Raw genomic sequence first — 21,376 nt, 5'->3', positions numbered from 1 at the left:
CACCAATCCTCTGGGAAAGAGTATCACAGCCGGCGAGGGATCCCGGACAAGTCGGGTTTTGAGAATCCAGGCATAGGGCCGACGCACCCTCAACAACCCAAGCGGCCACCGTTGGGCTCAAGAGATCCCGCACTCGGAAAGCCTTTTTTGAGGCTGGTGCGGGATCCCGGGCAAGGGCCAGCCGAACCCGTTATGACAGTATCAAAAACATCCTGCAGATGCACGACTTCAACCCAGAATTTTCCGCCCCCAGTCCCTCGGTCAGGATTCAGCCGGCTCAGAGGGGATCCCGCGGCGGCGGCAAAACCACTGCTGCAATAGGCGGCGACACTCGGCCTCGCAGACTCCGCCGATGACCTCCGGGCAATGGAAGCTGGCAGCGGAGGCAGGCAAATTGAGTACACTGCGCAAAGCCCCGGCCTTGGGATCATCGGCGCCGTAGATTACCTGGGCCAGCCGCGATTGGCTGATTGCCCCCGCACACATAGGGCAGGGCTCCAGGGTCACATACAGCCGACAGCCCTGCAGCTGCCAATCGCCCAAGCGCTGCCCTGCCTGCCGTAGGGCCAGAATCTCCGCATGGGCCGTGGGATCCCGATCCCGTTCCCGCCGGTTGCTGCTCAAAGCCAGCAACTTTTCCCCTGGCCCCACCACCAGAGCGGCCACCGGCACCTCTCCAGCTTCTCCTGCTTGCTTAGCTTCTCGCAAGGCCAACTGCATCCAGGCGCGGTGGCGCTGCCACGGATCCCGCCCTTGTGGCTCGGAGGAATGGAGCTCGCTCGGATCCCCGATCATTTTGGGTGTTTCGAGCACTGCCTTTGCCCGCAAGATTTGCTAGGGTAAGCACACATACCCCGAACATCCAAAAGTAAAGAGTAGGAATAGATAGAATAGACCAGGAGTGAACTGGGTCTTGATGGCGTAAGTCGGGGGAGCGGGTTCACGCCTTTTGAGTCTTGGCGATACGGCTTAGCTTTGGGAGGGAGCATGGCGCGGATTCTACGGCACACACTTTTGGCGATGGCTCTGTTTGGTGGAGGCGTCGCAGGTGGGGTCTGGCTATCGTCTCGAGCGGGGCAGGAGTGGTTACAGCAAACTCCTCTGGTCACTTGGACGCAACGGGCCGGTGAGGGAGTGGGATCCCTTTTGCCCTGGTCTGAGCCCCGCCCTGAGGCTGCGAATTCTGCTCCTCCCGCCGATGCTGTCCGGCCTTCTAATTTTATTGCCGCCGTTGCCCAAAAGGTCGGCCCAGCGGTGGTGCGCATCGATGCCACCCGCACTGTGTCGAGGGGGGTCAACCCAGAACTGTTCAACCAGCCCCTGTTTCGCCGCTTCTTTGGGGATCAACTACCGCAGTTGCCGCAGGAGTTTCGGCAAGAAGGCACCGGATCGGGGTTTATCATCGACGCCAGTGGCCTGATCCTCACCAACGCCCATGTGGTGGAAGGCAGCGAGCGAGTCAGGGTTCACCTGCTGGATGGGCGCACCTTTGAAGGGGAGGTGAAGGGCTCAGACCCAGTTACCGATATCGCGGTGATCAAGATTGAGGGGGAGAATCTGCCCACGGTTACCCTGGGTAACTCTGACTTGGTGCGACCAGGGGATTGGGCTATTGCCATTGGCAACCCGCTGGGCCTAGACAATACCGTGACTGCCGGGATCATCAGTGCTGTTGGGCGCTCCTCCGGGCAAATTGGGGCTGTCAACAAGCGGGTGACTTTCCTGCAAACGGATGCGGCCATTAACCCCGGCAACTCGGGTGGCCCACTGCTGGATGCGGAAGGGCGTGTGATTGGGGTGAATACGGCCATCTTCCAGCGGGCCCAGAGTGTGGGCTTTGCCATCCCCATCAACCGCGCCATGGACATTGCCGAGCAATTGATCCGGAATGGTCGGGTAGAGCACGCTTTCTTGGGCATTCGCATGATCACCCTCAACCCCGACATTGTGGCCCGCCTCAACCGCGACCCCGCTCGTCCCACCACGCTGACAGTGGAAGAAGGGGTCTTGATCGGGCAGGTGATTCCGGGATCCCCGGCTGAGGAGATTGGCTTGCGGGAGGGGGATGTGATCACTGAAATCAATGGGCAGGCCATCCGCGATGCCGAGCAGGTGCAGCAGTTGGTGGAAGCCGCTGGGGTGGGCAATACGCTGACGCTGCGGGTCATCCGCGATGGACAGGCGCGCACCTTCCAGGTGAAGACGGGAGTGCTGCCCGTAGACTTCTAAGCAGTTTTATGTGCCGTCAATTTACTGATCCCCGTGACACAATGGCCCTAGAGGCGGGGGTCAGGTATGGCTTGGGCAGTCGGCGAAAGACTACAGGGGGGGCGCTACCGCATTGAGGCCATCTTAGGAGAGGGGGGCTTCGGCATTACCTACCGGGCCTGGGATAGCGTTCGCGCCGACCAGGTGGTCATCAAAGTTTTGAACGACAGCCTTCGTGAGGATCCCGACTATCCCCACTTCCAGCAGAACTTCATGAATGAGGCGCTGCAACTGGCCCGCTGCCACCATCCCCATGTGGTGAAGGTGGAAGAAGTGATCTGGGAGCAGGAGCGCTGGTGCATTGTCATGGAGTACATCCGCGGCCAGACTCTGCACCAGCTTCTGCGGCAAAAGGGGCCGTTGCCCCTGCCGGAAGCCCTGCGCCTGACGCGGGAGGTGGGATCTGCCCTGATGGCCTTGCACGAACAGGGGATCCTGCATCGGGATGTGAAACCAGCCAACATCATGGTGCGGGAGGGATCCGGGCAGGCAGTTTTGATCGACTTTGGCCTAGCTCGCGGCTACACCCAAGGTCTGATCCAACGCCACACCTCCTACGGCACCGATGGCTATGCTCCTCTAGAGCAATACGACAGCTTGCGCCGCCGCGGCGCCTTCACCGATGTCTACGCCTTGGCAGCAACCCTCTACACGGCGCTGACGGGGATGGTGCCTATGTGTGCGCCAGTGCGGGCCACAGGCCGCCAGTTGGATACCCCTCGCAGCCTTAACCCCAACATTCCCGAGGTTGTGGAGGCTGCCATTCTCAAAGGGATGGCTCTCCACCCAGAAGAGCGCCCGCAAACCATGGCCGAATGGTTGGCACTGTTGCCGGCAGAAGCCTCTCAAGAAGAGAGAAAGCGGGTTGCTTTTGAGCCGGCCATCCACACCCAAGAGCTGCGGGAGCTGGAGCAGGTCTTGGCCCAGCCTCCAGAACCCCAAGACGAGCTGGAACAGCTTTTGGCCAGCCACTCGGCAGAAGAGCTGGAGCAACTGGTGGCACCGCCCACCCCCCCGACGGTGAAAAGAGAGACAGGGCCCGGATCCCTGATTTTTCCTGAGGTCTGTCCAGAGGAGAGAGGGGAGGGGGGATCCCTGCCCGGAACTCTCTCTTGGCCAGAGTGGGTGGGGGAAGCAGCCCCTGCCTTGCAAGGTCTGTGGGATCGGCTGCGAGCGGGGCAGTGGGGGGAGGCGGATCGCTGGACGACAGCCCTGATGCTGAAGCTTGCTGGGCGCTCGCAAGTGGGCTTTTTTGATCCCAAGGATGTTCAGGCCTTCCCCTGCCCAATGCTGCGGCTGATTGACCAACTGTGGGTGCGGGCCAGCCATGGGCGCTTTGGCTTTACCGTCCAGAAGCAACTTTGGCAGGAGTGTGACCCGGAGGGAAGAGGAGGGATCCGTTCGGGCTCCTTCTCAGCCTTGCCCCGCGAAGACTGCATGGGGGAAAGAGTCGGCTGGCAGGTGCAGGGCCGCTGGCTGGGGTATGGGGAGCTCACAACCCGTCTGGCAGCGCCCAAGGGTCATCTGCCAGTGGGCTTTTTTTGGGGCTACTCAGGTGGCCTACGTGCGGCGCTGCTGATGCTGGATCGGGCGGTATTGAAAAAGTTCAAAGCTTGCCTGTAAAAAACTCCCCCCTCCCAAAGGGAGAGGGGCTGGGGAGTGAGGGGATAGAAAGCCCTAGTAGCGGTGCACCAGCTTGTTGATGGGCTTGAAAATGTCTGCCTCAAACTTTTTGCCCTTGAGCATGCGGTTCCAATAGAGCCAGGGTAATAGATGCACCTTGGCTAGGTACATGGAGTAGCGCTCCCGCGTCGGATCCAGCGGGAAGGAGGGAGCCAGTTTCCCCCCGTAGGCAAACTCCGCCATGATTAGGGAGTTATAGCCTGTGATCAGGGGACAACAGGTGTAGCCATCATACTGGGCCACCGGGGGCTTGGACTGCATGGCAGCCAAGAGATTTTCGGCCAGTACCGGCGCTTGCTTGCGGGCGGCAGCCGCCGTTTTGGACGTTGGCAGAGAAGAGGCATCTCCCAAGGAAAACACGTTGGGGTAGCGGGTGTGCTGCAGCGTTGCCTTATCCACATCCACCCATCCTCCCGGCCCGGCCAGGGGGCTGCGCTTGACAAAGTCCGGAGCGCTCATGGGCGGAGCCACGTGGATCATGTCGTAGTGCAGGCTCACCTCTTCTTTGCCATTGTCGGTGGTGACTTCAAAGATGGCTTCCTGAGTCTCAGGCCGGATGGCTTTGAGGTTGTGCTTGAATTTCACCTGGATCCCTCGCCGCTCTACCACCTTCTCCAGGGCAGCACTGTACTCCGGCACGGCAAAGAGAGTGGGAGTGGCTGTGCAAAAGAGAACCTTGGTGTTGACGCCAACCCCACTTTTGCTTTTGAAGACATCGTCGGCCAGGTACATGATTTTTTGAGGGGCGCCGCCGCACTTGATTGGCGTAGCCGGGTACGTGAAGATGGCTGTTCCTCCCTTGAAGTTGCGGATGGTCTCCCAAGTGTAGGAGACGTAGTCCTTGGAATAGTTGCTGGTTACTCCTCCCTTGCCCAGCGCCTCCGGCAAGCCCTCGATCAAATGCCAGTCAATCTGGATCCCGGGGGCCATTATGAGGTAGTCGTACTGAATAACCTGGCCGGTCTCGGTGATGACGCGGTTGTGATCTGGATCCAGCTCTGCCACTCGCGCTTGAATCCAGGTGGCTCCCTTGGGGATCACAGTCCTTTCGTCCCGGATAAACTTGGCCAGGGGGGCAATACCTCCCCCTACCAATGTCCAGCCGGGCTGGTAGTAGTGCTTGTCGGAGGGCTCGACAATCGCGATATCAAGATTGCGCTTGCGCTCCAGCAACTGGGCCGCTGCGCTGATGCCGGCAGCCCCTCCTCCCACTACAACAATTTGATGGTGAATGACAGGTTGCGAAGTTCTGGAGATGGATCCCTCCACGCTGGGGCGCCCGTTCGTTTGGGTGGAGGCGGGTGGGGATTGGGTTTTGAGTTCCATTGGCTTAGTAGTCGTTGACACAGCAGTTTCCTCAAACAGAACTGAACTTGAGCTCAAGAAGCTGTTTAGTTTAATGCGGAAGAACCTGTTAAATGACAAGCAACAACCTTGAACCGGCAATCCGTAGAAGACTCTGCGGATCGCCAGTCTTCAGGGCGCTGCAGGTGTGGAACAATTGTAACCATAACACTTGATAAGAATATAGCCATTTTTTCAAGCTGTCGAGAATTTGAGGCAAATCTTAGCCTAGGACTTAGGCTTTGTTGACGCTGGTGGCAGCAGTGGCATCTCGGAGGATGAGCAGCATCCGCTAGGCTGTGGACTGTACGAAGGATTTGCCGCTGGGTTCACGGCTGGCCTTCAAGTTCTGTTGCGATTCAACTGGAGACCTTCATCACGATGGCAAAGTCCATCCCTGCTGGCTCATTGCCGGTTGCTCCCTGGCACGCCCTGCCCGAAGAGGATGTTGCCCGCCAAATTGTTGCAGAGGAACTGCCTCTGGCAGCGCTTTTGGAACGGGGTCTGTCTCAAGCTGAGGTGATCCAGCGGCAGAAGCAATATGGCCCCAACGAGCTAAAGGCCAAGGCGGCTACCCCGGCCTGGGTGAAGTTTCTGCAGCAGTTCAACCAATCCTTGCTCTACATCTTGATGGTTGCCGGGGCGGTCAAGGCGTTTTTGGGATCCTGGCGCAATGCCATCGTGATCTGGGCGGTGGTGGTAATCAACGCTCTCATCGGCTACATCCAAGAGTCCAAAGCGGAGGAAGCGATCGCCGCCCTGGCCCAGTCGGTGGTGACGGAGGTTACTGTCATCCGGGAGGGGCAAAAACTGCGGGTGCCCTCGCGGGAGCTGGTGCCGGGGGATGTGGTGCTCTTGAGCTCGGGAGATAAGGTGCCCGCCGACCTGCGCTTGCTGAGCGTGCGCAACTTGCAGGTGGATGAATCGGCCCTGACCGGAGAGTCGGTGCCGGTGGAAAAACGGCTGGGATCCCTGGCGGAAGACACACCCCTAGCCGACCGCCAGAACATGGCCTATGCCGGCAGCTTTGTTACCTTCGGCCAAGGAGCAGGGGTGGTGGTGGCCATTGGCAACCAGACTCAAACAGGCCGTATCTCGGAGTTGGTCGAAAAGGGGGGATCCCTGCAAACTCCCCTAACACGCAAGTTCGAGGAATTCAGCCTCATGCTGCTCAGGATCATCCTCAGCTTGGCCGGGCTCACCTTTTTGGTGGGATTGGTTCAGGGACAGGGGGTGGCCAGTGTCTTTGAGGCGGCAGTGGCGCTGGCGGTGAGTGCTATCCCCGAAGGCTTGCCGACGGTAGTCACTGTAACCTTGGCGATTGGGGTTTCCCGCATGGCAAAACGCCACGCCATTATCCGCAAGCTGCCGGCGGTGGAGACCCTGGGCAGCGCTACGGTAATTTGCTCTGACAAAACCGGCACCCTCACGGAAAACCAGATGACGGTGCAGGCCATCTACGCCGGATCCCAGCTCTACCAAGTTACGGGCAGTGGCTACAGTCCTCAGGGACAAATCCTGGCCCAGGAGGGGGGTGATCCAGTGGAAGTGGAGCGGCTGCTGGCGTTACAGGCTTGTCTCTTGGCCGGCTGCCTCTGCAATGACACCCGTCTGCAACCCAAAGACAACGGCCAGTGGGAGGTGGTAGGGGATCCCACCGAGGCGGCTCTGCTTGTGGCAGCCCAGAAGGGGGGTCTGGATCTGGAAGAACTGCAGCGCCGCCGCCCTCGCCTGGACAGCATCCCCTTTGAATCCGAGTTTCAGTACATGGCCACCTTGCACCGCCTGGGGCCAGAAGAGCACTGCATCTATGTCAAGGGATCGGTGGAAGCCCTGCTGCCCCGCTGCCGCAGCCAGATGGGATCCCAGGGGGAGATCCAGTCTCTAGAAGAGGAGCGGATTCGCCAGCAGGTGGAGGCGTTGGCACGACAAGGGCTGCGAGTTCTGGCCTTTGCCCAGAAACCTGTCTCCAGCAGCCAAACTCGGGTGGATCACCCAGATCTGCAGGAGGGTTTAATCTTCCTCGGTTTGCAGGGAATGATTGACCCGCCGCGGCCGGAGGCCATTGCCGCCGTGCGTTCCTGTCAAACGGCTGGGATGCAGGTGAAGATGATCACCGGCGACCACGTGCTCACGGCTCAAGCCATTGCCGAGCAGATGGGCCTGGGGGGTGGAAAACCTGTGCAAGCCTACAGCGGTCGAGATCTGGAGCAGCTCAGCCCGGAGGAATTTGTGGAAGCTGCCAATCGGGGATCCGTCTTCGCGCGGGTGGTGCCAGAGCAAAAACTGCGCCTGGTGGAAGCTCTGCAAGCGCGGGGGCAGATCGTGGCCATGACCGGCGATGGCGTCAACGACGCTCCGGCCCTAAAGCAAGCAGATGTGGGGATTGCCATGGGGCGAGGCGGCACCGAAGTGGCCAAAGCTGCTGCCGACATGATCCTGACCGATGACAACTTCGCCTCCATTGAGGCAGCCGTTGAGGAGGGGCGCACGGTTTACAACAACCTGCTCAAAGCCATTGCCTTCATCCTGCCGGTGAACGGGGGGGAATCGATGACGATTCTCCTCAGCGTGCTGCTCAACCGCGAGCTCCCCATTCTGGCCATTCAAGTGCTGTGGCTAAACATGATCAACTCCATCACCATGACGGTGCCTCTTGCCTTTGAGCCGAGCACAGGCCGAGAGATGACTCGCCCACCGCGGGATCCGGAGGCCAACTTGCTCTCTCCTAGGCTGCTGCAGCGCATCCTGCTGGTGTCCGTGTTCAACTGGATCTTGATCTTCGGGGTTTTTGAATACATCGAACAAACCACCGGCAACCTTAACCTGGCCCGCACCATGGCCATCCAAGCGTTGGTGATCGGGCGAATTTTCTATTTGCTCAGCCTCAGCCAAGCCATTCCTACCCTGCTGGGTCGTGGACGTGCCAGCCAATTGGAGCGCCATGAGCGCCTCATGGATACAGCAGCCATTGCCATCGGCATTGGGGCGGCCATCCTGCTGCAGATCCTCTTCAGCCAGTGGAGCCTGTTCAACATTATCTTCGACACAGCACCCCTGTCTTGGGAGCAGTGGGGCTTTTGTTTGCTGGTGAGCTTGCCACTCATCGTTGTCTCAGCGGCAGCCAATCGAGTGGATCCTGAATGAATAACTTGCTTTGGGCAACTCGCGCTCACTGCGCTCCCATCTGAAGAAGTGCCGAAGAGGGGATCCCTCAGCCATTACTCAGATGTAGCCGGCCTCTGCCAAGAGATAAAAATGCCTGCTGGCCTAGGTCTGATGGCATCCAGCTTCACACCGCTCTGGCTGTCTTTTCGACCGATTTGCGCAAGGCAATCACCATCTCAGCGGCGGTTTTTTGGAAAGTCGAGCCTGTTTTCTGGCTGTGATCAGAGTTTGGGGCAGCCGACGAGTGGGGATGAGGCTGTAGAAAGCGGTGAGTCGGATCTACACCGCGGTACTACCCCCAAGGCGATCTTTTGTCAGCTCCATCCACAAAAGCCCCAGCACTCTTCAGGGCTTGAGTTCTTTTTGCCCCCATCACCTTTTGGCAAGGGCAGGAACACCTCTTGAGGGAGACGAGGTTTTTCCTTCGGAGCTGCTGGCTCAAGGAACAGGAGAAAAACCTGTCTTCAAAAAAGCCTCCGACTTTCGGTTGCAGGAGTACATCACAAGGGTATGATCTTAAGAGAAGGATGTAGGACATTAAAAAATGTCAGATATACCACCACAACCTTTAACCGGGAAGGCTCTGCTGCAGAAGGTCGAAGCGTTGGGGCATCTTCCGCGCCGAGAAACGGCAAAGCGATGTGGCTATGTAACCATGACCAAGACCAACAAGCCTCGCGTCAACTTGAATGAGTTCTATGACGCGGTGCTGGCGGCAAAAGGTCTGAGTCTCAGCCCAAGTTCCAGCCGAGACAAGCGCGGTCGTGAACCAACCTTTCGGGTCAGCGTTCACAAAAATGGGCAGTTGATCATTGGGTCGGCCTACACCGAAAAAATGAATCTCAAGCCTGGGGATGAGTTTGAGATTCAGCTGGGTTACAAGCACATTCACCTCAAGCAAGTGCTAAACGGCCAGGTGGTGGAGGAGTCAACCCCAAGTAAAGAAGCTTCCCCCAAAGCGACTCGCGGTCGCCGGAAAAAAACTGCTGGGGCTTGAGCCGCTGCCGGGCCGGGAGTGAGGAGAAGGGATCCAGTTGACGAACTGTCACTGCGCAGCTTTCTTCCCGCTTTGCCCTCTTTAAGATGGGATCCAAAGCCTAGGTTCACCCTCTTTCTGACCCTAGATAAGGATCCCTATGCAACAGAAGGTTCAGCCACCCCTCAAGTTTTTGCCGCCGCGATTGACGCCTTGGGTCGTTCATTTCGCTCAAGCAGGCTTGCCCCTTTGGTTGCGATGGACCAAAGGGATCCCTCGCGTTGAAGTGGAGGGGGGAGAGCGTTTGGCTCAGCTTTATCAGCAGTTTGAGGCGGGCAAGATTCGCCTGTTGGTGGCGTTTCGACACCCGACCCTGGATGATCCCCCCTGCTTGATGTACTTGTTTGCCCATCTTCTGCCGCAGGTGGCCCAACGCCAGGGGATCCGCTTTCGGGGCCGACCCCACGTTTTGTTTGTTTATGACCGCGGCCTACCTCTGTGGCTGGGATCCGTTGCCCGTTGGGGCTTGCCGCGCTTGGGCGGGATCCCGATTTTGCGAGGCCGTCTGGATCGGGCAGGGCTAAAAAGTTCTCGTGAGCAGTTTGTATCGGGCCGATATCCGCTGGCGGTAGCTCCAGAAGGAACGATCAACGGTATGAGCAGTCTTCTCAACCCGTTGGAGCCGGGGGTAGCCCAGATGAGCTTTTGGGCGGTGGAGGATCTGCACAAGGCGGGACGGCCAGAGCAGGTGCTGATCTTGCCGGTAGGCCTTCGCTATTCCTACTTGCGGGATCCCAGTGCCGCTCTGAATAGATTGCTCAGCCGCATGGAGGCCGATTGCAAGCTGCCGCCCACGCGCTCGGCTCACGCCGGTCAAGCCTTTTTGCTGGCCCGTATCCTTCGCTTGGGAGAACACCTGCTCCAGGTCATGCAGACCTTCTATGAGCGCTTCTATGCCCCTGCTCTTCCTGCTGCAGATAGAGCCCAAGTTAAAGAGGGGGATCTGTTGGCGCGTCTTCAAAGCTTGTCAGATCTGGCCCTGCGGGTGGCCGAGCAACATTTCGGCCTAGAGCCTCAAGGAGACTTCATCGAGCGGCGGCACCGCATCGAACAGGCGGGCTGGGCCTGGATCTACCGCGAAGATATTGCCGATATTGCTGGTCTCTCGGCTCTGGAGAGGGGGCTGGCCAATCGAGTAGCTGCTGAGGCCAGTTTTCACCTCTGGCACATGCGCTTGGCGGAAACCTTGATGGTGTTTGCGGTGCGCCCCATACCCGAGCAGCCCAGTCTAAGTCTAGACGAGTTGGCGGAAACTGCTCTACGCCTCTGGAGCCTGTTGGCCTGGATCAAAGGAGAAAATCCTGTTGGAACTGCTCCCCCCCGCTTGGGACCCCGCCTGGCCCGTTTCAGCATTGGGGATCCCCTCTCGGTTTCCGAACGCTGGCCCGCCTACCAGGCCAACCGCCGACAAGCCGTACAAGCCCTCACCCAAGATTTACAAGCAGAAATGGAGCGGCTTATCAAAGGGATCCCGTGCTCCCCTGCGGTCCTCCCTGCTGTCTGACATGCCTAGTCGGCTCAGGGGCAAAAAGTGTAACAATTCCTGAGACATCTTGTGAGATATTTCGTGGAAAGTAAGACGAACTTTTGCATTATCTGACAAGCAGGTGAAGGAAAGGGGAAGTTTCTGGCTCTTGGGGTAGAAAGGGGGCAGAAAGGAAGTGAGGCTCGTTGGCTTGGTCTATGTCTGATGAGCTGCTCCGCGCCATTCGCAGACGCGACCTGGAGGCCGCCACTTCAGCCGTGCAGCATTTGCGTTCTCGCCATTTAAGTGAAGCTGTGATCACCTCGATGGTGATGGTGGCCGTGGAGCGGTTGGCATGGGATGAAGGCGACCGGGCCGCCGCCAGTTGGTTACTGCGTCGCTGCTCCAGACGACGGCGCTGAAGGGATCCCCCCTGGCCCAGAGGTCATTGCGATACTTCCCCTTTCCCTGGATCCGAGGGGCTTCCCGTGTCAACCTGCCCACAAAGCCCTATCCGCAGAGGGATTAGCTTTCTTCCTTGCCCTTGTTCGGATCGTCGGGATGCTGTCGGTCCTCATCAAGGAACATAAGCCTCTGGCGAACAGCCAATCGGTACTCGGAGGTGCGCCGAGAGAGAGAAGTCCACGCTCCTGCGCTGCCCAATTTAGACTTCTGATATAGCAAGGACGCGCTGGGAGCGAAGCCAACGGTTTGGGCATCCCCAATGGCAGCCAGATCGGCGCTTAAGAAGACAAACTGCCAGCTCTCCTTCTCGGTTTTTTCCTTGATCATCTTCTCAATTTGCTCTTTGCGGAACTCGCGACTGGCATTCTCTTGCCCATCGGTTACCACAACCATCACAACCTTGGCCGGGCGATCTGCCTCGCTGAGTTCGCTGAGGCTCTTTTCTAGGTCGATGATGCCGCGCCCCATGGCATCCAGCAAGGGAGTAGAAGCTCGCGGCACGTAGGTCTCGCGGGTCAGCTCAGGGACCTCAGCAATTGGCTTGAAGCGGTGAATGACTTCATAGGGATCCTGGGAGTCGAACTGAACCAAGGTAAGGGTGGCACTTCCTCTACGGCATTCTCTTTGCCTATGACTCGGATCAGATTGAAGCGGCTGCCGAGCCCACCCTTGCCGAGATCGCCAAGCTGATGCGCGAGCGCACCGACCTCAGCATCCTCGTGGTCGGTCATACCGATGCGACCGGCAGCTTCGACTATAATCTGGGTCTCTCGCGACGCCGGGCCGAGGCGGTTGTCAACCGGTTGGTTCAGCTGGGTATCGAGCAACGTCGACTCTATCCGGTTGGTGTGGGGTTCTCTGCTCCTGTGGCCAGCAACACCACTGAGGAAGGCCGGGCGAAGAATCGCCGCGTGGAGTTGGTGGATCTGGCGGGTGGCAGAATCCCCTAGGGGAGAGTTTCTGAGTTTTGGCTCAGGGCAAGCATCGCCGAAACTCTGGACACTGCGGCTGCGGCGAACTAGTTTAGAGGCAACTCTTTACTTCTAAGCTATTTCAAGGGGTGGGATCCATGCTTAGGCCCAGTCTTCTGTTCTCCGGCTCGGCTTTGTTGGGTTTGCTGTCCTTGCCGTTTTTGATCGGCGAATGTGGCTGGTTGGCCTCATCTCGTAAGAGCCAGAGTCCTGTCACTGAGGTTTCTCTACAAGCTTGGGAGCACTCCCTGCCCTCATCCCAGGCCTTGTTTGAAGATGAAGCAGGTTCTGGATCTTGGCTCATGCGGCAAGCCCAACTGCAAGAACGGGTACAGCAGCTTGAGCAACGCTCTCTAGCTCACCAGCAGCAGGCTCATCAGTTGCTGGTACAGCAGGCAGATCCCCAGCCCGCCGGGGTTGTTGGCCGTTCCAACCCAAGCCTTGCCGTGCCGGCACGGCCTCGGCGTCAGGATCCCACTCTCTCTCAATCCTCTGCTCCGGCGGATCTTCCCAATGAGCTGGCGCTGCTAACCCAATTCATCCAGCAGGAGCCGGGAAATGCGCAACTTTATCTGCAACGGGCGCAATACTTCTGGCGTCAGTCTCAGGAGGATCCTGCTGCTTTACCCCAGCCGGAGCATGCTTCTGCCATTGCTTACCTGATGCGCTCCGCTCTGCGGGATCTGGATATTGCCATTGCTTTGGATCCCTATCTGGCTGAAGCCTATTTGCTCAAGGCCAAAATCCAACACGAGCGTTTGCAAGAACCTGAGCAGGCTCTGGCAACCTTGTCTCCTCTGGATCGGATTGCCTATCACAACCCGCAACTGCACTTGATCCGCTCTCGCATCTGGGCCGAACAAGGCCATCTGGAATCGGCGTTTGATGTGTCGCATCTGGCGATTGAGCTGGCCAAGCAAAATCAAAGTGCTGCCGATCTTTTCGAGGCCTATGTCCATCGCGGCCTGATGTGGGCCAGCATCTGCGACTTCAATTTGGCCGTTCAGGATTTCAGCCGGGCTATCGAGGTGCAGCCCCAGCGGGCTGAAGGTTACTACCACCGCGGTATGGCGCGCGCTTACCAGGGAGAGGATAGGGCTGGTGCCGCTTCCGATTTGGGTAGCGCTTTGATGTTGTGGCAGGTTTCGGGCGGGGGATCCCCGGGGCTGCTGGAATATGTAGAAGCGGTGCGGAGGGAACTGTTGCGGTAGCTCAGCTCTGGCGGGGTTTTTGCTGAGGATCTGAAGCGCTGGGTTTGGGGTCTTTGCCCAGGAGCATTTGGCAAGTTCGTCCAAGCCAGGCCAGGATGGTAGAGCCATCTGTTACCTAGGGGGGCTTGAACGCCCCCCTGAAGAGAACCCAGCCAGATGATGAGCCGAAGACAATTGACCATCTCCGTATCCTCCGTAGCCCTGGTGGTGGCCACAGGGATGCTGTTGTTGCTGCTGTGGCAACTGCGCAGCTTGGTGCTGACGGTGATGATCGCGGTGGTGGTGGCGGCAGCGCTGGCTCCCCTGGTGGATCTGGCCGAGCGATTACGCATCCCCCGCTGGCTGGGGGTTGTGCTGGTGTATTTGAGCTTAATTGCCGGGATTGCCGGCTTGGCTCTGCTCATTGGCCCAACGGTGGTAACTCAGACCCAGCGGTTGCTAGCGAGGTTGCCCTTCTATCTGGAGCGACTACAACTGCTGGTGGACACCTGGATTGCTGATCTGGCGGGGGTGGATCCGGCGGCGCTGGACTACTTAAACCAGTTGCTCGATCCTCAGTCGTTGATGAGCTGGGCAGTTCGCTCGGGACAACGGGTGCTGGTGCAGTCTTTCGACTTCACCCGCGGTTTGCTGGGTGGTCTGCTAACCACGGTGCTGACCCTCTTCATTTCCGGCTACATGCTGGTGAGCGGCTCTGACTTGGTGCGGGGCTTGGTGGAGTTGTTTCCTTATCCCTGGAATGACCGGCTGGCTCAGCAGGTACACCCGATGGCCCAGCGCATGGGGGGCTACATTCAGGGGCGGGTGCTGGTCTCTGCCATTTTGGGTGTGATGATCACCGTCTCGCTTCGCTTTCTGGGCCTGTCGGAGTTTGCTCTGGCGCTGGGGGTGATCGCTGGGTTTACCAACCTTATCCCCTTCATTGGGCCGGTACTGGGATCCCTGCCCGCCTTGGTGGTGGCAATCGTTCAGGGGGGCTGGACTTTTTTGTGGGTGCTGATCCTATACGTTGCCGTTCAAAACCTGGAAACCTATGTGTTGGATCCTCTGTTGGTGGGATCCTCGGTGCAGGTGAAGCCCTTGTATCAGTTGCTGGCGGTGCTGGGCGGTACCCAGTTGTTGGGTATTGTTGGGGCGGTGATCGCCCCCCCGTGGGTGGCGGGTATGGCGGTGCTGCTGGAGAACCTTTATCTGAAGCCCAAGCAGGAGGCAGAGGTTCGAGCCAGGCTGTATGCTCGGGCCACCGAGGCTGCTGGTTCTTTGGCTTTGCCGGGGATGGATCCTGCCGACGCGAGCAGCCCAGAGCCATCTTTTTCCTCTCGTCCGAATGACTCGTCAAACGAGCCGGAAGGGTTGCCACAGAAAGAAAGTCTCTCGCCTGCGGATCCCGTAGCCGGAAGAAGTCCTTATTAGCAAGCTTCTCATCTGATTCGCCTCTGTTGCTCTCGGAGAAGGGCTGCTGTGGTTTTGGGTAGGGTGCACATCTCAGCGGTGACGGGCATCGAGGATGAACAGAGCACTACCTACGACGAACAGGAGGCTGGCTCCTATCCCCAGCAGGGTTTGGACAACCTTGAGATTGAGAAAGGCTGGAGCTGCGGGATCCCACGGAGGGGGGTCGCTACCCAAGGTCATCACCTCGCTCGCCGCAAACAGGCTGCTCCCCAGCAAAAACAACCAACTGGCCAACTCGTAGCGGTGGTTGCCTCTCATGTCTTCTCCGACTGCAAGTGTTCGTAGGCTTGAGCAGCGGCGGCCATTTCCGCAGCCTTTTTCGAGCGACCTTCACCGCGGCCCCAGCACCGCCCTTGCCCCCAAACTTCCATGGTGAAATGAGGGGGATGCTCCTGGGCGGCCACCAGGCGGTATTCGGGCAGGCTACCCCAAAGGCGTTGGGTCAGTTCTTGCAAGGCTGCTTTGGGGTTGCGCCGAGTGGGGTCTTGAAACCACTGCTCCACTCGCCGGTGTAGATAGGGATCCAGCCAGGGATGCAGCCTGGGCAGCGTGTAAATACCCCAACTGAGATAAAAAGCCCCAAGCAGAGCCTCGAAAGCATCCGCCAGCCGCCGACCCCGTCCGGCCAAGTCGTTTTGAGAGCTGGATCCCACCTCGAGGTAGCGATCCAAGCCGTGCAGATCCGCCAGTTCTGCCAGGTAAGCATCGCTGGTCAGGTCGGAGCGAATCGCGGTCAGCTCTCCCACCGACAGATGGGGATAGGACTGAAACAAGAATTCCGTAACCAAAATCCGCAGGACAGAATCCCCCAACAACTCCAGCCGATCGTTGTTCCGTCGGCCATCCAGAGAAGGGTGAATCAGAGCCTGATCCAGCAGATCCCAACGCAGTTGTTCCAGCAAAGCCGGATCCCTGAATCCAAGGCGGGCCAGCAAATGCTCCAAGGCACGGCGACGGGGCGGGATCAACTCAACCATACACTCAGGTGCTGACGTTGCCTTAGCGGTCAGAACTGCACAGCTTAGGCCCATTTTGACCTGGGCCATCCCACCCCAGCCGGGATCCCCGCTCAGGCGGTAAGCCAGCTATGCTACAGGAGTAGTATAGGCTTTTCGAGGGAGGATCCCTGCATGCCCATCCGCGCCCATTCCCCCATTCCCACGACCCAGATGGAAGTGACCAGCATTCGGCTGGAACGTGAGCTGAAGCAGCGACTGAAGGCGTTGGCCGGAAATCAGGGTTACCAGGCCCTCATACGGGAAATTCTTTGGAGTTATGTCCTGCGTCACTCTCAAGGGGCTGCCACCCTCAGTCCTGAGGATATTCGGGCCAGCTTCCCGGCCACGGCCCACCAAGCCCAATGCTGTGCTCTCACCGGACGGGCCATTCAACCGCAGGAGCCAATGTTGCTGGGGTGGACCACCGATGGGAAGTTTGTCGCCCTCAGCTCCTCCTGCTTTTAAGTTTTGGAGTCTCTCTCCAGTTGGCGAAAGGCTCCACCCGGCACGAATGCCACCCCTTTAGACGCCACGAAGTTCTCGATATTTTCTGGCCCGTTCCTCGGCTGGATCGGGGGCTTGAGCTTTGGCAACTGCCTCCTCCAGTTGGGCCATCACCGTCTCTGCCGGTTCAGCGGAGCGGACGACGTAAAACATTAGGTTAATGGCTTCGTTGGCCGTCAGTTTGAGGGTTTCTTTTCCCTTGGGCACCAGCGCGATCTTGCCATCTGTGGTTGTGATGGCTGTGTGGGATCCCTTAGCCAGAATCTCCCCCGCTTTTTCCAGAGTGACAAGCATATCCGTAGCTCACGGCAGCAGGACATCTACTATCCTATCGAATGTCTTGGGGCAAACGTTCCAGAAGGGTCTAAGCCATTTGGCGGATTGGGTGGGTTCATCATGGGTTGCCATGCTCTGCCAGCCAAGCATACAAGTGGGGAAACAACTTTTGATTGGCCCCTGGGAAGGGAAATTCCGACAGTTCCGCCGGGCTGACCCAGCGCACCTCGCTACATTGCAGGGCTTGGGCTTCTCCGCCCAGGTAGCGACAGATAAAAGCGATAAGAGTAACGGTGAAATGGGTATAGGCATGTTCGACGGTGGCTAGCGGCGCGACCACCTCGATATCGATGCCGATTTCTTCTTTTACCTCCCGTACTACACACTCAGCAGCCGTTTCTCCCGGCTCGATTTTGCCTCCGGGAAACTCCCACAGCCCGCTGAGCATTGAGCTTTCCAGTCGTCGATCGATAAGGATTTCTTTTCCCCGCAGAACAATGGCAACCGCGATTTGCTTATGAGGACGGGAGGCACGGGGTGCAGACATAGGCAATTGTTGGTGTTGACCTCGATTGTAGGCGCTGCAATCCGCTTGCCAAGGGCACCGGCCACAGTGAGGCTTTTTGGGACGACAGACGGTAGCTCCCAAATCCATCAGGGCTTGGTTAAAAGCCCGTGGCTGCACGGGATCCAACAATTGCTGGGAAAGCTGCCACAGCAGGGACAGACACTGGGCCGGAGGCTGTTGCAAAGCCACCAAGCGAGCCAGCACCCGCTTGACGTTGCCATCCAAAATGGGCAAAGGCTGATCGAAGGCAGCGCTGAGAATGCCGCCGGCTGTGGTGCGCCCGATCCCCGGCAGAGCCAACACCTGCTCCAGATCCCTGGGGAACTCACCGTTTCGCTCCCGCATCAAAATTTGGGCAGCTTTGTGCAAGTTCAGGGCCCGCCGATAGTAGCCCAGGCCCTCCCACAGTTTCAGCACCTGCTGCTGGGGGGCTGCCGCCAGTGCTGGGATCCCGGGCAGGGTCTGCATCCAGCGCTGAAAGTAGGGGATAACTGTTGCCACCTGGGTTTGCTGTAACATCACTTCCGAAACCCAAATGGCGTAAGGATCCCGGGTGCGGCGCCAGGGCAGATCCCGCCCGTGTTCACGGTACCAACGCTGAAGAGACTGCCGCAAGCGTTGCAAGAAAGCCTCGTCCCAATTCCCTACCTTGTCCGGGAGGCTTGCAGCGCAGGAAAAGCTGCCCTTAGCTTCTGGAAGAGGCTGAGACTCAAGCCGCGTAAGCAAAGTGCAAAGCCCACCAGATCAGGGCCGAAACCACACCGGCCACAATTCCTGCCGAGATCAAAACGACAATTGGGCTATCTGCCCCCTTGAACTTCATAATGCCGCGATTGTAGTCAGCCATCCTTGCCTCCTACCAGCTCTGGCGTTGGGGTTGTCAGGGATGTTGATCGGGATCCAGATCTGCCAGCTCTATTCACAGGGAAAGCTGTGGCGAAGATGTCCCAGTAGAGGTGCTCCGCACCGCCGGCGCAAACATGCCTGGGGAGAAGCACCGTCCTCGGTCATGCATGATACAACCTTAGCATGGAACAGACTTTGACCCTGGTGATTTGGACTGTTTGGAATAACCAGAAGCTAGGCAACCCGCAGGACTAACCGGTCTGCTTCCCACTGTCGAAATAGGTTGAGAAGGTGGTCGGCTCTCTCTTCATGGGCAGCCAGGATCTCAGCGCCAGAACGGGCTTGATTGGCCAAGGGCAGCAGCAGCTCCACCACTTGGTAGCGGGTAGAGGCCATCATCTTGCCAGGGATCCGGGCGACGGGCCAGAAAATATCCATCTTCTGGGTCAGGATCTGGGCCGGATCCAGCTTGCCCAACAGATCTGAAAAGGGGATTTTTTGATCCCAGTAGCGCACGCTGCCATAGCGGACGAACAAGGGGTTGAGTTGCCAGCGGGATCCCTTAAAAAATTCGACTGTAAAGGGATCCCAAGTTGTTATCTTTTGACCTTGATGGCAGCACCAAAAGAGATTTTGCGTGTGATATAGGGGCTCCAGATACTCGATGACCCGCAGTTGGTCGATGCGAGCAAGGGCCTCGTAGCGGCGATGGAACTCCGGGTGGGTGGCGGCAATCAACGGCCTGGCATTCCAATAGTCCAAGTAGGGGGCTACATCGATAAACTCCAGCCCGGCTTGGGCAAGCAAGTCGGGAATCTCGCCGATGTCGAAAGGGATGTCGTTGGCGTGCAAAAAGTTATCGACGATATTTTCATCGTGGAGGTAGTAGTCCTGGTGGGCCTTGGCATGCTGGGCCAGCATGGAAGTAGGATGAGCTGCCTTTAACAATTGCCGCACGAATTCAATTTTTTCCGGAGTGGCCGGCGGAGTAATGCCCAGCAGCTCCAAAGCGCGGCGAATGCGGTAGAGGTGCCAACGGCCGGAACGGTTGTAGAGCATCAGAGCCATCACCCCGTCGGCAGCTAGGCGCGAGGCCAAGTTCCTCAAAGCCTTGACGGGATCGGCAGTGTGGTGGATTACCCCGTAGGAGCTGATCATGTCGAAGCTGCCTTCGGGCCAAGTAGAGGGATCCAGCAGATCCCCGTACTGCACCGAACAGTTGCGCAGGCCGTGGTGCTTAATTCGCTTCTGGGCCATCTCCAGGGCTGGGCGACTGATGTCAATCCCGACCACCGAACCATAGCCGGGGTTGCTGGCGGCAATGCCATGCACCTCCCAGCCGGTGCCACACCCTGCCACCAAAAACCTGGCTCCTGCGGGCTCTTGCAGCCTACGGGTGCGGGCGTACTGCGCCAAGGTATAGCTGCCCAGACTGGAGAAGCCCTCAAAGGGCCGGTCGTAAGGAATAGGAGGATAGGGGAAAGTCTCGTACTGGGCCTGCACTGCCTGGGTAATCTCGGCTTCGCTCACCAAAAGCACTTCCTCCCACGTATTCCCCCCCATCCTACGGTTTTCTTGAGGTTTTGAGCGGGGAGATCTTCCCAACCGTTGCTAAGCCCCTGCCAGAGCGTGGGTAGCCCGCTTGTAGGCTTCCTCCAGCGTCTCTGCCAAGGTGGGGTGAACGTGCACCAAGCCGGCCAGTTCTCGCACCGTGGCCCGGCGAGCAATGGCCTGAGCCGCCTCGTGGATCAAATCCGCTGCATGTGCCCCCAAGATGTGGGATCCCAGCAGTAGGCCGGTGCTCTTGTCAAAGACCAGCTTGACCATGCCCTCTGTCTCTCCCGAAGCAATGGCCTTGGAGTTGCCGCCAAAGTAGGTGCGCACCGTGCCCACGCTGTAGCCTTCCTCCTTGGCCTGAGGTTCGGTCAGCCCCACAAAACCCATTTCCGGGTGGGTGAACACCGCTGCCGGAATGCTGAGGTAGTCCATGTAGGCAGTACGGCCACAGATGTTTTCCACGGCCACTCTCCCCTGAGCTGCCGCCGCGTGAGCCAACATCATTTTGCCTGTCACATCCCCAATGGCCCAGAGGTGAGGCAAATCGGTGGCCATGCGGCTATCGACGGGGATGAACCCCCGTTTGCCGGTGTCGATGCCCAGCTCGGCCAAGCCCAGCCCCTCTGAGACCGGGATCCGACCGGCAGCCACCAGGCAGCCATCCACCTGCAGCGTCTCGCCGTTGGAGAGGTGAATGGTCACCGGCTGGCCGGGGATCACCTGCCGAGCCAGCACGCCCACAAAGGTTTGAATGGAGCGGGGCTTGATCAGCACTCGCTGGGCCAGGCGGGCAATATCGGGGTCAAAGGCCGGCATCAGGGTCTCCAGGGCTTCGATGAGGATGACCTGGGATCCCAAGGCAGTGTAGATGTCGGCAAACTCCTGGCCAATGTAGCCGCTGCCGATAATCGCTAGGCGCTCCGGGATCCACTCCAGCCGCACCGCCTCGTCGCTGGTGAACACCGTCCGCCCATCCACCTCGATGCCGGGGGGCACAAAGGGGCGGGAGCCCGTCGCGAGAATGACATCCTGTGCCGTGTAGGTGTGGGATCCCTTCTCTTCCTGGACTTCCACCTGCTGGGGTGCCACCAACTTGCCTCGCCCTCTCAGGATTGTTACCCCCAGCTTCTCCAGCGAGCGAGTCATGTCGGCGCGGATCTTCTCCACCACTTGGGCAGCATGATTGGCAATAGCCTCTCGGTTCACCTGAAGGGATCCCACTTGGATGCCCAGCCCAGAGCTATGTTGCAGTTCCCGCAGGCGTCCTGAGGCGGCCAGCAGAGCCTTGGAGGGGATGCAGCCGCGGTTGATGCAGGTGCCGCCCATTTCTGCACCTTCAACGATGGCGGTCTTCAGGCCAGATTCGACCGCATGTAAAGCAGCGCCGTGGCCGCCGACGCCGGCACCGATGATGATCAAGTCAAAATCGAAGCTCATGGCGAGATTGGATAACCGGTGCCTCATTTTCTCACCTTGTTGGCCTTCCCAGAAACCAGGCTGAGAGCACCCAAACCATGGGGTAGCATAGGGTCGCTTGTAGCTGGGGGGGAGCGGGGGTACG

Annotated in this window: 20 protein-coding genes; 10 read left to right on the top strand and 10 right to left on the bottom strand. The window is 58.7% G+C overall.

What is annotated here, in order from left to right:
- Positions 1 to 261 precede the first annotated feature (261 nt).
- Positions 262 to 795, bottom strand: a complete 534-nt coding sequence (locus ACVWZG_RS05360) for a nucleoside deaminase (RefSeq protein ID WP_414417605.1) — start codon at positions 793 to 795, stop codon at positions 262 to 264.
- A 192-nt stretch (positions 796 to 987) separates the two neighbouring features.
- On the opposite strand from ACVWZG_RS05360, the gene ACVWZG_RS05355 reads away from it, so the two are divergent.
- Both ACVWZG_RS05355 and ACVWZG_RS05350 read left to right on the top strand, forming a co-directional pair.
- Complete coding sequence (locus tag ACVWZG_RS05355; protein ID WP_457405283.1) at positions 988 to 2,229, top strand: HhoA/HhoB/HtrA family serine endopeptidase; 1,242 nt, start codon at positions 988 to 990, stop codon at positions 2,227 to 2,229.
- A 66-nt stretch (positions 2,230 to 2,295) separates the two neighbouring features.
- The gene (locus ACVWZG_RS05350) at positions 2,296 to 3,891 is read left to right on the top strand and encodes a protein kinase domain-containing protein (RefSeq protein ID WP_457405281.1); all 1,596 of its coding nucleotides are present in this window, start codon (positions 2,296 to 2,298) and stop codon (positions 3,889 to 3,891) included.
- 54 nt (positions 3,892 to 3,945) lie between these two features.
- Here the strand turns inward: ACVWZG_RS05350 and ACVWZG_RS05345 are convergent, their stop codons facing one another.
- The gene (locus tag ACVWZG_RS05345; protein ID WP_457405385.1) at positions 3,946 to 5,277 is read right to left on the bottom strand and encodes an NAD(P)/FAD-dependent oxidoreductase; all 1,332 of its coding nucleotides are present in this window, start codon (positions 5,275 to 5,277) and stop codon (positions 3,946 to 3,948) included.
- Positions 5,278 to 5,676: 399 nt separating this feature from the next.
- Between ACVWZG_RS05345 and ACVWZG_RS05340 the strand changes: the two genes are divergently transcribed.
- The 4 genes from ACVWZG_RS05340 to ACVWZG_RS05325 all read left to right on the top strand — a co-directional run bounded on the left by ACVWZG_RS05340 (position 5,677) and on the right by ACVWZG_RS05325 (position 11,386).
- A complete protein-coding gene (locus ACVWZG_RS05340; RefSeq protein WP_457405280.1) occupies positions 5,677 to 8,442 on the top strand; it encodes a cation-transporting P-type ATPase in 2,766 nt (921 codons plus the stop codon).
- 565 nt (positions 8,443 to 9,007) lie between these two features.
- The gene (locus ACVWZG_RS05335; protein WP_011432404.1) at positions 9,008 to 9,460 is read left to right on the top strand and encodes an AbrB family transcriptional regulator; all 453 of its coding nucleotides are present in this window, start codon (positions 9,008 to 9,010) and stop codon (positions 9,458 to 9,460) included.
- A 139-nt stretch (positions 9,461 to 9,599) separates the two neighbouring features.
- Positions 9,600 to 11,003, top strand: a complete 1,404-nt coding sequence (locus ACVWZG_RS05330) for a 1-acyl-sn-glycerol-3-phosphate acyltransferase (protein ID WP_457405278.1) — start codon at positions 9,600 to 9,602, stop codon at positions 11,001 to 11,003.
- 179 nt (positions 11,004 to 11,182) lie between these two features.
- Entirely contained in the window at positions 11,183 to 11,386 is a 204-nt protein-coding gene (locus ACVWZG_RS05325) for a hypothetical protein (RefSeq protein WP_041436260.1), read from the top strand.
- A 103-nt stretch (positions 11,387 to 11,489) separates the two neighbouring features.
- Here ACVWZG_RS05325 and ACVWZG_RS05320 read toward each other — a convergent pair whose 3' ends face one another.
- The gene (locus tag ACVWZG_RS05320) at positions 11,490 to 12,020 is read right to left on the bottom strand and encodes a hypothetical protein (protein ID WP_011432401.1); all 531 of its coding nucleotides are present in this window, start codon (positions 12,018 to 12,020) and stop codon (positions 11,490 to 11,492) included.
- Between the two features lie 26 nt (positions 12,021 to 12,046).
- On the opposite strand from ACVWZG_RS05320, the gene ACVWZG_RS05315 reads away from it, so the two are divergent.
- The 3 genes from ACVWZG_RS05315 to ACVWZG_RS05305 all read left to right on the top strand — a co-directional run bounded on the left by ACVWZG_RS05315 (position 12,047) and on the right by ACVWZG_RS05305 (position 15,024).
- Positions 12,047 to 12,379 (top strand): OmpA family protein, encoded by a 333-nt coding sequence (locus ACVWZG_RS05315; protein WP_414412828.1) that lies wholly within the window; start codon positions 12,047 to 12,049, stop codon positions 12,377 to 12,379.
- Between the two features lie 323 nt (positions 12,380 to 12,702).
- Positions 12,703 to 13,611 carry a hypothetical protein gene (locus ACVWZG_RS05310; protein WP_457415282.1) on the top strand — a complete coding sequence of 303 codons (909 nt, stop codon included), beginning with the start codon at positions 12,703 to 12,705 and terminating at the stop codon, positions 13,609 to 13,611.
- Between the two features lie 159 nt (positions 13,612 to 13,770).
- On the top strand, positions 13,771 to 15,024 hold the full coding sequence (locus ACVWZG_RS05305; RefSeq protein WP_457405383.1) for an AI-2E family transporter: 1,254 nt from the start codon (positions 13,771 to 13,773) through the stop codon (positions 15,022 to 15,024).
- 72 nt (positions 15,025 to 15,096) lie between these two features.
- Here ACVWZG_RS05305 and ACVWZG_RS05300 read toward each other — a convergent pair whose 3' ends face one another.
- On the bottom strand, positions 15,097 to 15,324 hold the full coding sequence (locus tag ACVWZG_RS05300) for a hypothetical protein (RefSeq protein ID WP_414349981.1): 228 nt from the start codon (positions 15,322 to 15,324) through the stop codon (positions 15,097 to 15,099).
- The gene (gene rnc, locus ACVWZG_RS05295) at positions 15,321 to 16,043 is read right to left on the bottom strand and encodes a ribonuclease III (protein WP_011432396.1); all 723 of its coding nucleotides are present in this window, start codon (positions 16,041 to 16,043) and stop codon (positions 15,321 to 15,323) included. The genes ACVWZG_RS05300 and rnc overlap by 4 nt, the downstream gene beginning before the upstream one ends.
- Before the next feature lie 153 nt (positions 16,044 to 16,196).
- Between rnc and ACVWZG_RS05290 the strand changes: the two genes are divergently transcribed.
- Entirely contained in the window at positions 16,197 to 16,529 is a 333-nt protein-coding gene (locus tag ACVWZG_RS05290; RefSeq protein ID WP_414349980.1) for a hypothetical protein, read from the top strand.
- A 57-nt stretch (positions 16,530 to 16,586) separates the two neighbouring features.
- Here the strand turns inward: ACVWZG_RS05290 and ACVWZG_RS05285 are convergent, their stop codons facing one another.
- The 5 genes from ACVWZG_RS05285 to lpdA all read right to left on the bottom strand — a co-directional run bounded on the left by ACVWZG_RS05285 (position 16,587) and on the right by lpdA (position 21,252).
- Positions 16,587 to 16,862, bottom strand: a complete 276-nt coding sequence (locus ACVWZG_RS05285) for a hypothetical protein (RefSeq protein ID WP_099812344.1) — start codon at positions 16,860 to 16,862, stop codon at positions 16,587 to 16,589.
- Positions 16,863 to 16,962: 100 nt separating this feature from the next.
- Positions 16,963 to 18,027 (bottom strand): A/G-specific adenine glycosylase, encoded by a 1,065-nt coding sequence (gene mutY / locus ACVWZG_RS05280; protein ID WP_457405273.1) that lies wholly within the window; start codon positions 18,025 to 18,027, stop codon positions 16,963 to 16,965.
- A gap of 94 nt (positions 18,028 to 18,121) precedes the next feature.
- A complete protein-coding gene (locus ACVWZG_RS05275; protein ID WP_011432392.1) occupies positions 18,122 to 18,259 on the bottom strand; it encodes a hypothetical protein in 138 nt (45 codons plus the stop codon).
- A 233-nt stretch (positions 18,260 to 18,492) separates the two neighbouring features.
- A complete protein-coding gene (locus tag ACVWZG_RS05270; RefSeq protein ID WP_457415279.1) occupies positions 18,493 to 19,821 on the bottom strand; it encodes a class I SAM-dependent methyltransferase in 1,329 nt (442 codons plus the stop codon).
- Between the two features lie 48 nt (positions 19,822 to 19,869).
- A complete protein-coding gene (gene lpdA, locus ACVWZG_RS05265; protein WP_457405270.1) occupies positions 19,870 to 21,252 on the bottom strand; it encodes a dihydrolipoyl dehydrogenase in 1,383 nt (460 codons plus the stop codon).
- Between the last annotated feature and the right edge of the window lie 124 nt (positions 21,253 to 21,376).

The sequence above is a fragment of the Thermostichus sp. OS-CIW-33 genome (assembly GCF_054059615.1).
Note: the sequence above shows the minus strand (reverse complement) of the source record. Positions and strands in the feature narration are given on the sequence as shown.

Bases quoted from the DNA above. Each gene is read 5' to 3' on its own strand.
- ACVWZG_RS05360 (WP_414417605.1), bottom strand. From the start codon at position 795: ATGATCGGGGATCCGAGCGAGCTCCATTCCTCCGAGCCACAAGGGCGG.
- ACVWZG_RS05355 (WP_457405283.1), top strand. From the start codon at position 988: ATGGCGCGGATTCTACGGCACACACTTTTGGCGATGGCTCTGTTTGGT.
- ACVWZG_RS05350 (WP_457405281.1), top strand. From the start codon at position 2,296: ATGGCTTGGGCAGTCGGCGAAAGACTACAGGGGGGGCGCTACCGCATT.
- ACVWZG_RS05345 (WP_457405385.1), bottom strand. From the start codon at position 5,277: ATGGAACTCAAAACCCAATCCCCACCCGCCTCCACCCAAACGAACGGG.
- ACVWZG_RS05340 (WP_457405280.1), top strand. From the start codon at position 5,677: ATGGCAAAGTCCATCCCTGCTGGCTCATTGCCGGTTGCTCCCTGGCAC.
- ACVWZG_RS05335 (WP_011432404.1), top strand. From the start codon at position 9,008: ATGTCAGATATACCACCACAACCTTTAACCGGGAAGGCTCTGCTGCAG.
- ACVWZG_RS05330 (WP_457405278.1), top strand. From the start codon at position 9,600: ATGCAACAGAAGGTTCAGCCACCCCTCAAGTTTTTGCCGCCGCGATTG.
- ACVWZG_RS05325 (WP_041436260.1), top strand. From the start codon at position 11,183: ATGTCTGATGAGCTGCTCCGCGCCATTCGCAGACGCGACCTGGAGGCC.
- ACVWZG_RS05310 (WP_457415282.1), top strand. From the start codon at position 12,703: ATGCGGCAAGCCCAACTGCAAGAACGGGTACAGCAGCTTGAGCAACGC.
- ACVWZG_RS05305 (WP_457405383.1), top strand. From the start codon at position 13,771: ATGAGCCGAAGACAATTGACCATCTCCGTATCCTCCGTAGCCCTGGTG.
- ACVWZG_RS05300 (WP_414349981.1), bottom strand. From the start codon at position 15,324: ATGAGAGGCAACCACCGCTACGAGTTGGCCAGTTGGTTGTTTTTGCTG.
- rnc (WP_011432396.1), bottom strand. From the start codon at position 16,043: ATGGTTGAGTTGATCCCGCCCCGTCGCCGTGCCTTGGAGCATTTGCTG.
- ACVWZG_RS05290 (WP_414349980.1), top strand. From the start codon at position 16,197: ATGCCCATCCGCGCCCATTCCCCCATTCCCACGACCCAGATGGAAGTG.
- ACVWZG_RS05285 (WP_099812344.1), bottom strand. From the start codon at position 16,862: ATGCTTGTCACTCTGGAAAAAGCGGGGGAGATTCTGGCTAAGGGATCC.
- ACVWZG_RS05275 (WP_011432392.1), bottom strand. From the start codon at position 18,259: ATGGCTGACTACAATCGCGGCATTATGAAGTTCAAGGGGGCAGATAGC.
- ACVWZG_RS05270 (WP_457415279.1), bottom strand. From the start codon at position 19,821: ATGGGGGGGAATACGTGGGAGGAAGTGCTTTTGGTGAGCGAAGCCGAG.
- lpdA (WP_457405270.1), bottom strand. From the start codon at position 21,252: ATGAGCTTCGATTTTGACTTGATCATCATCGGTGCCGGCGTCGGCGGC.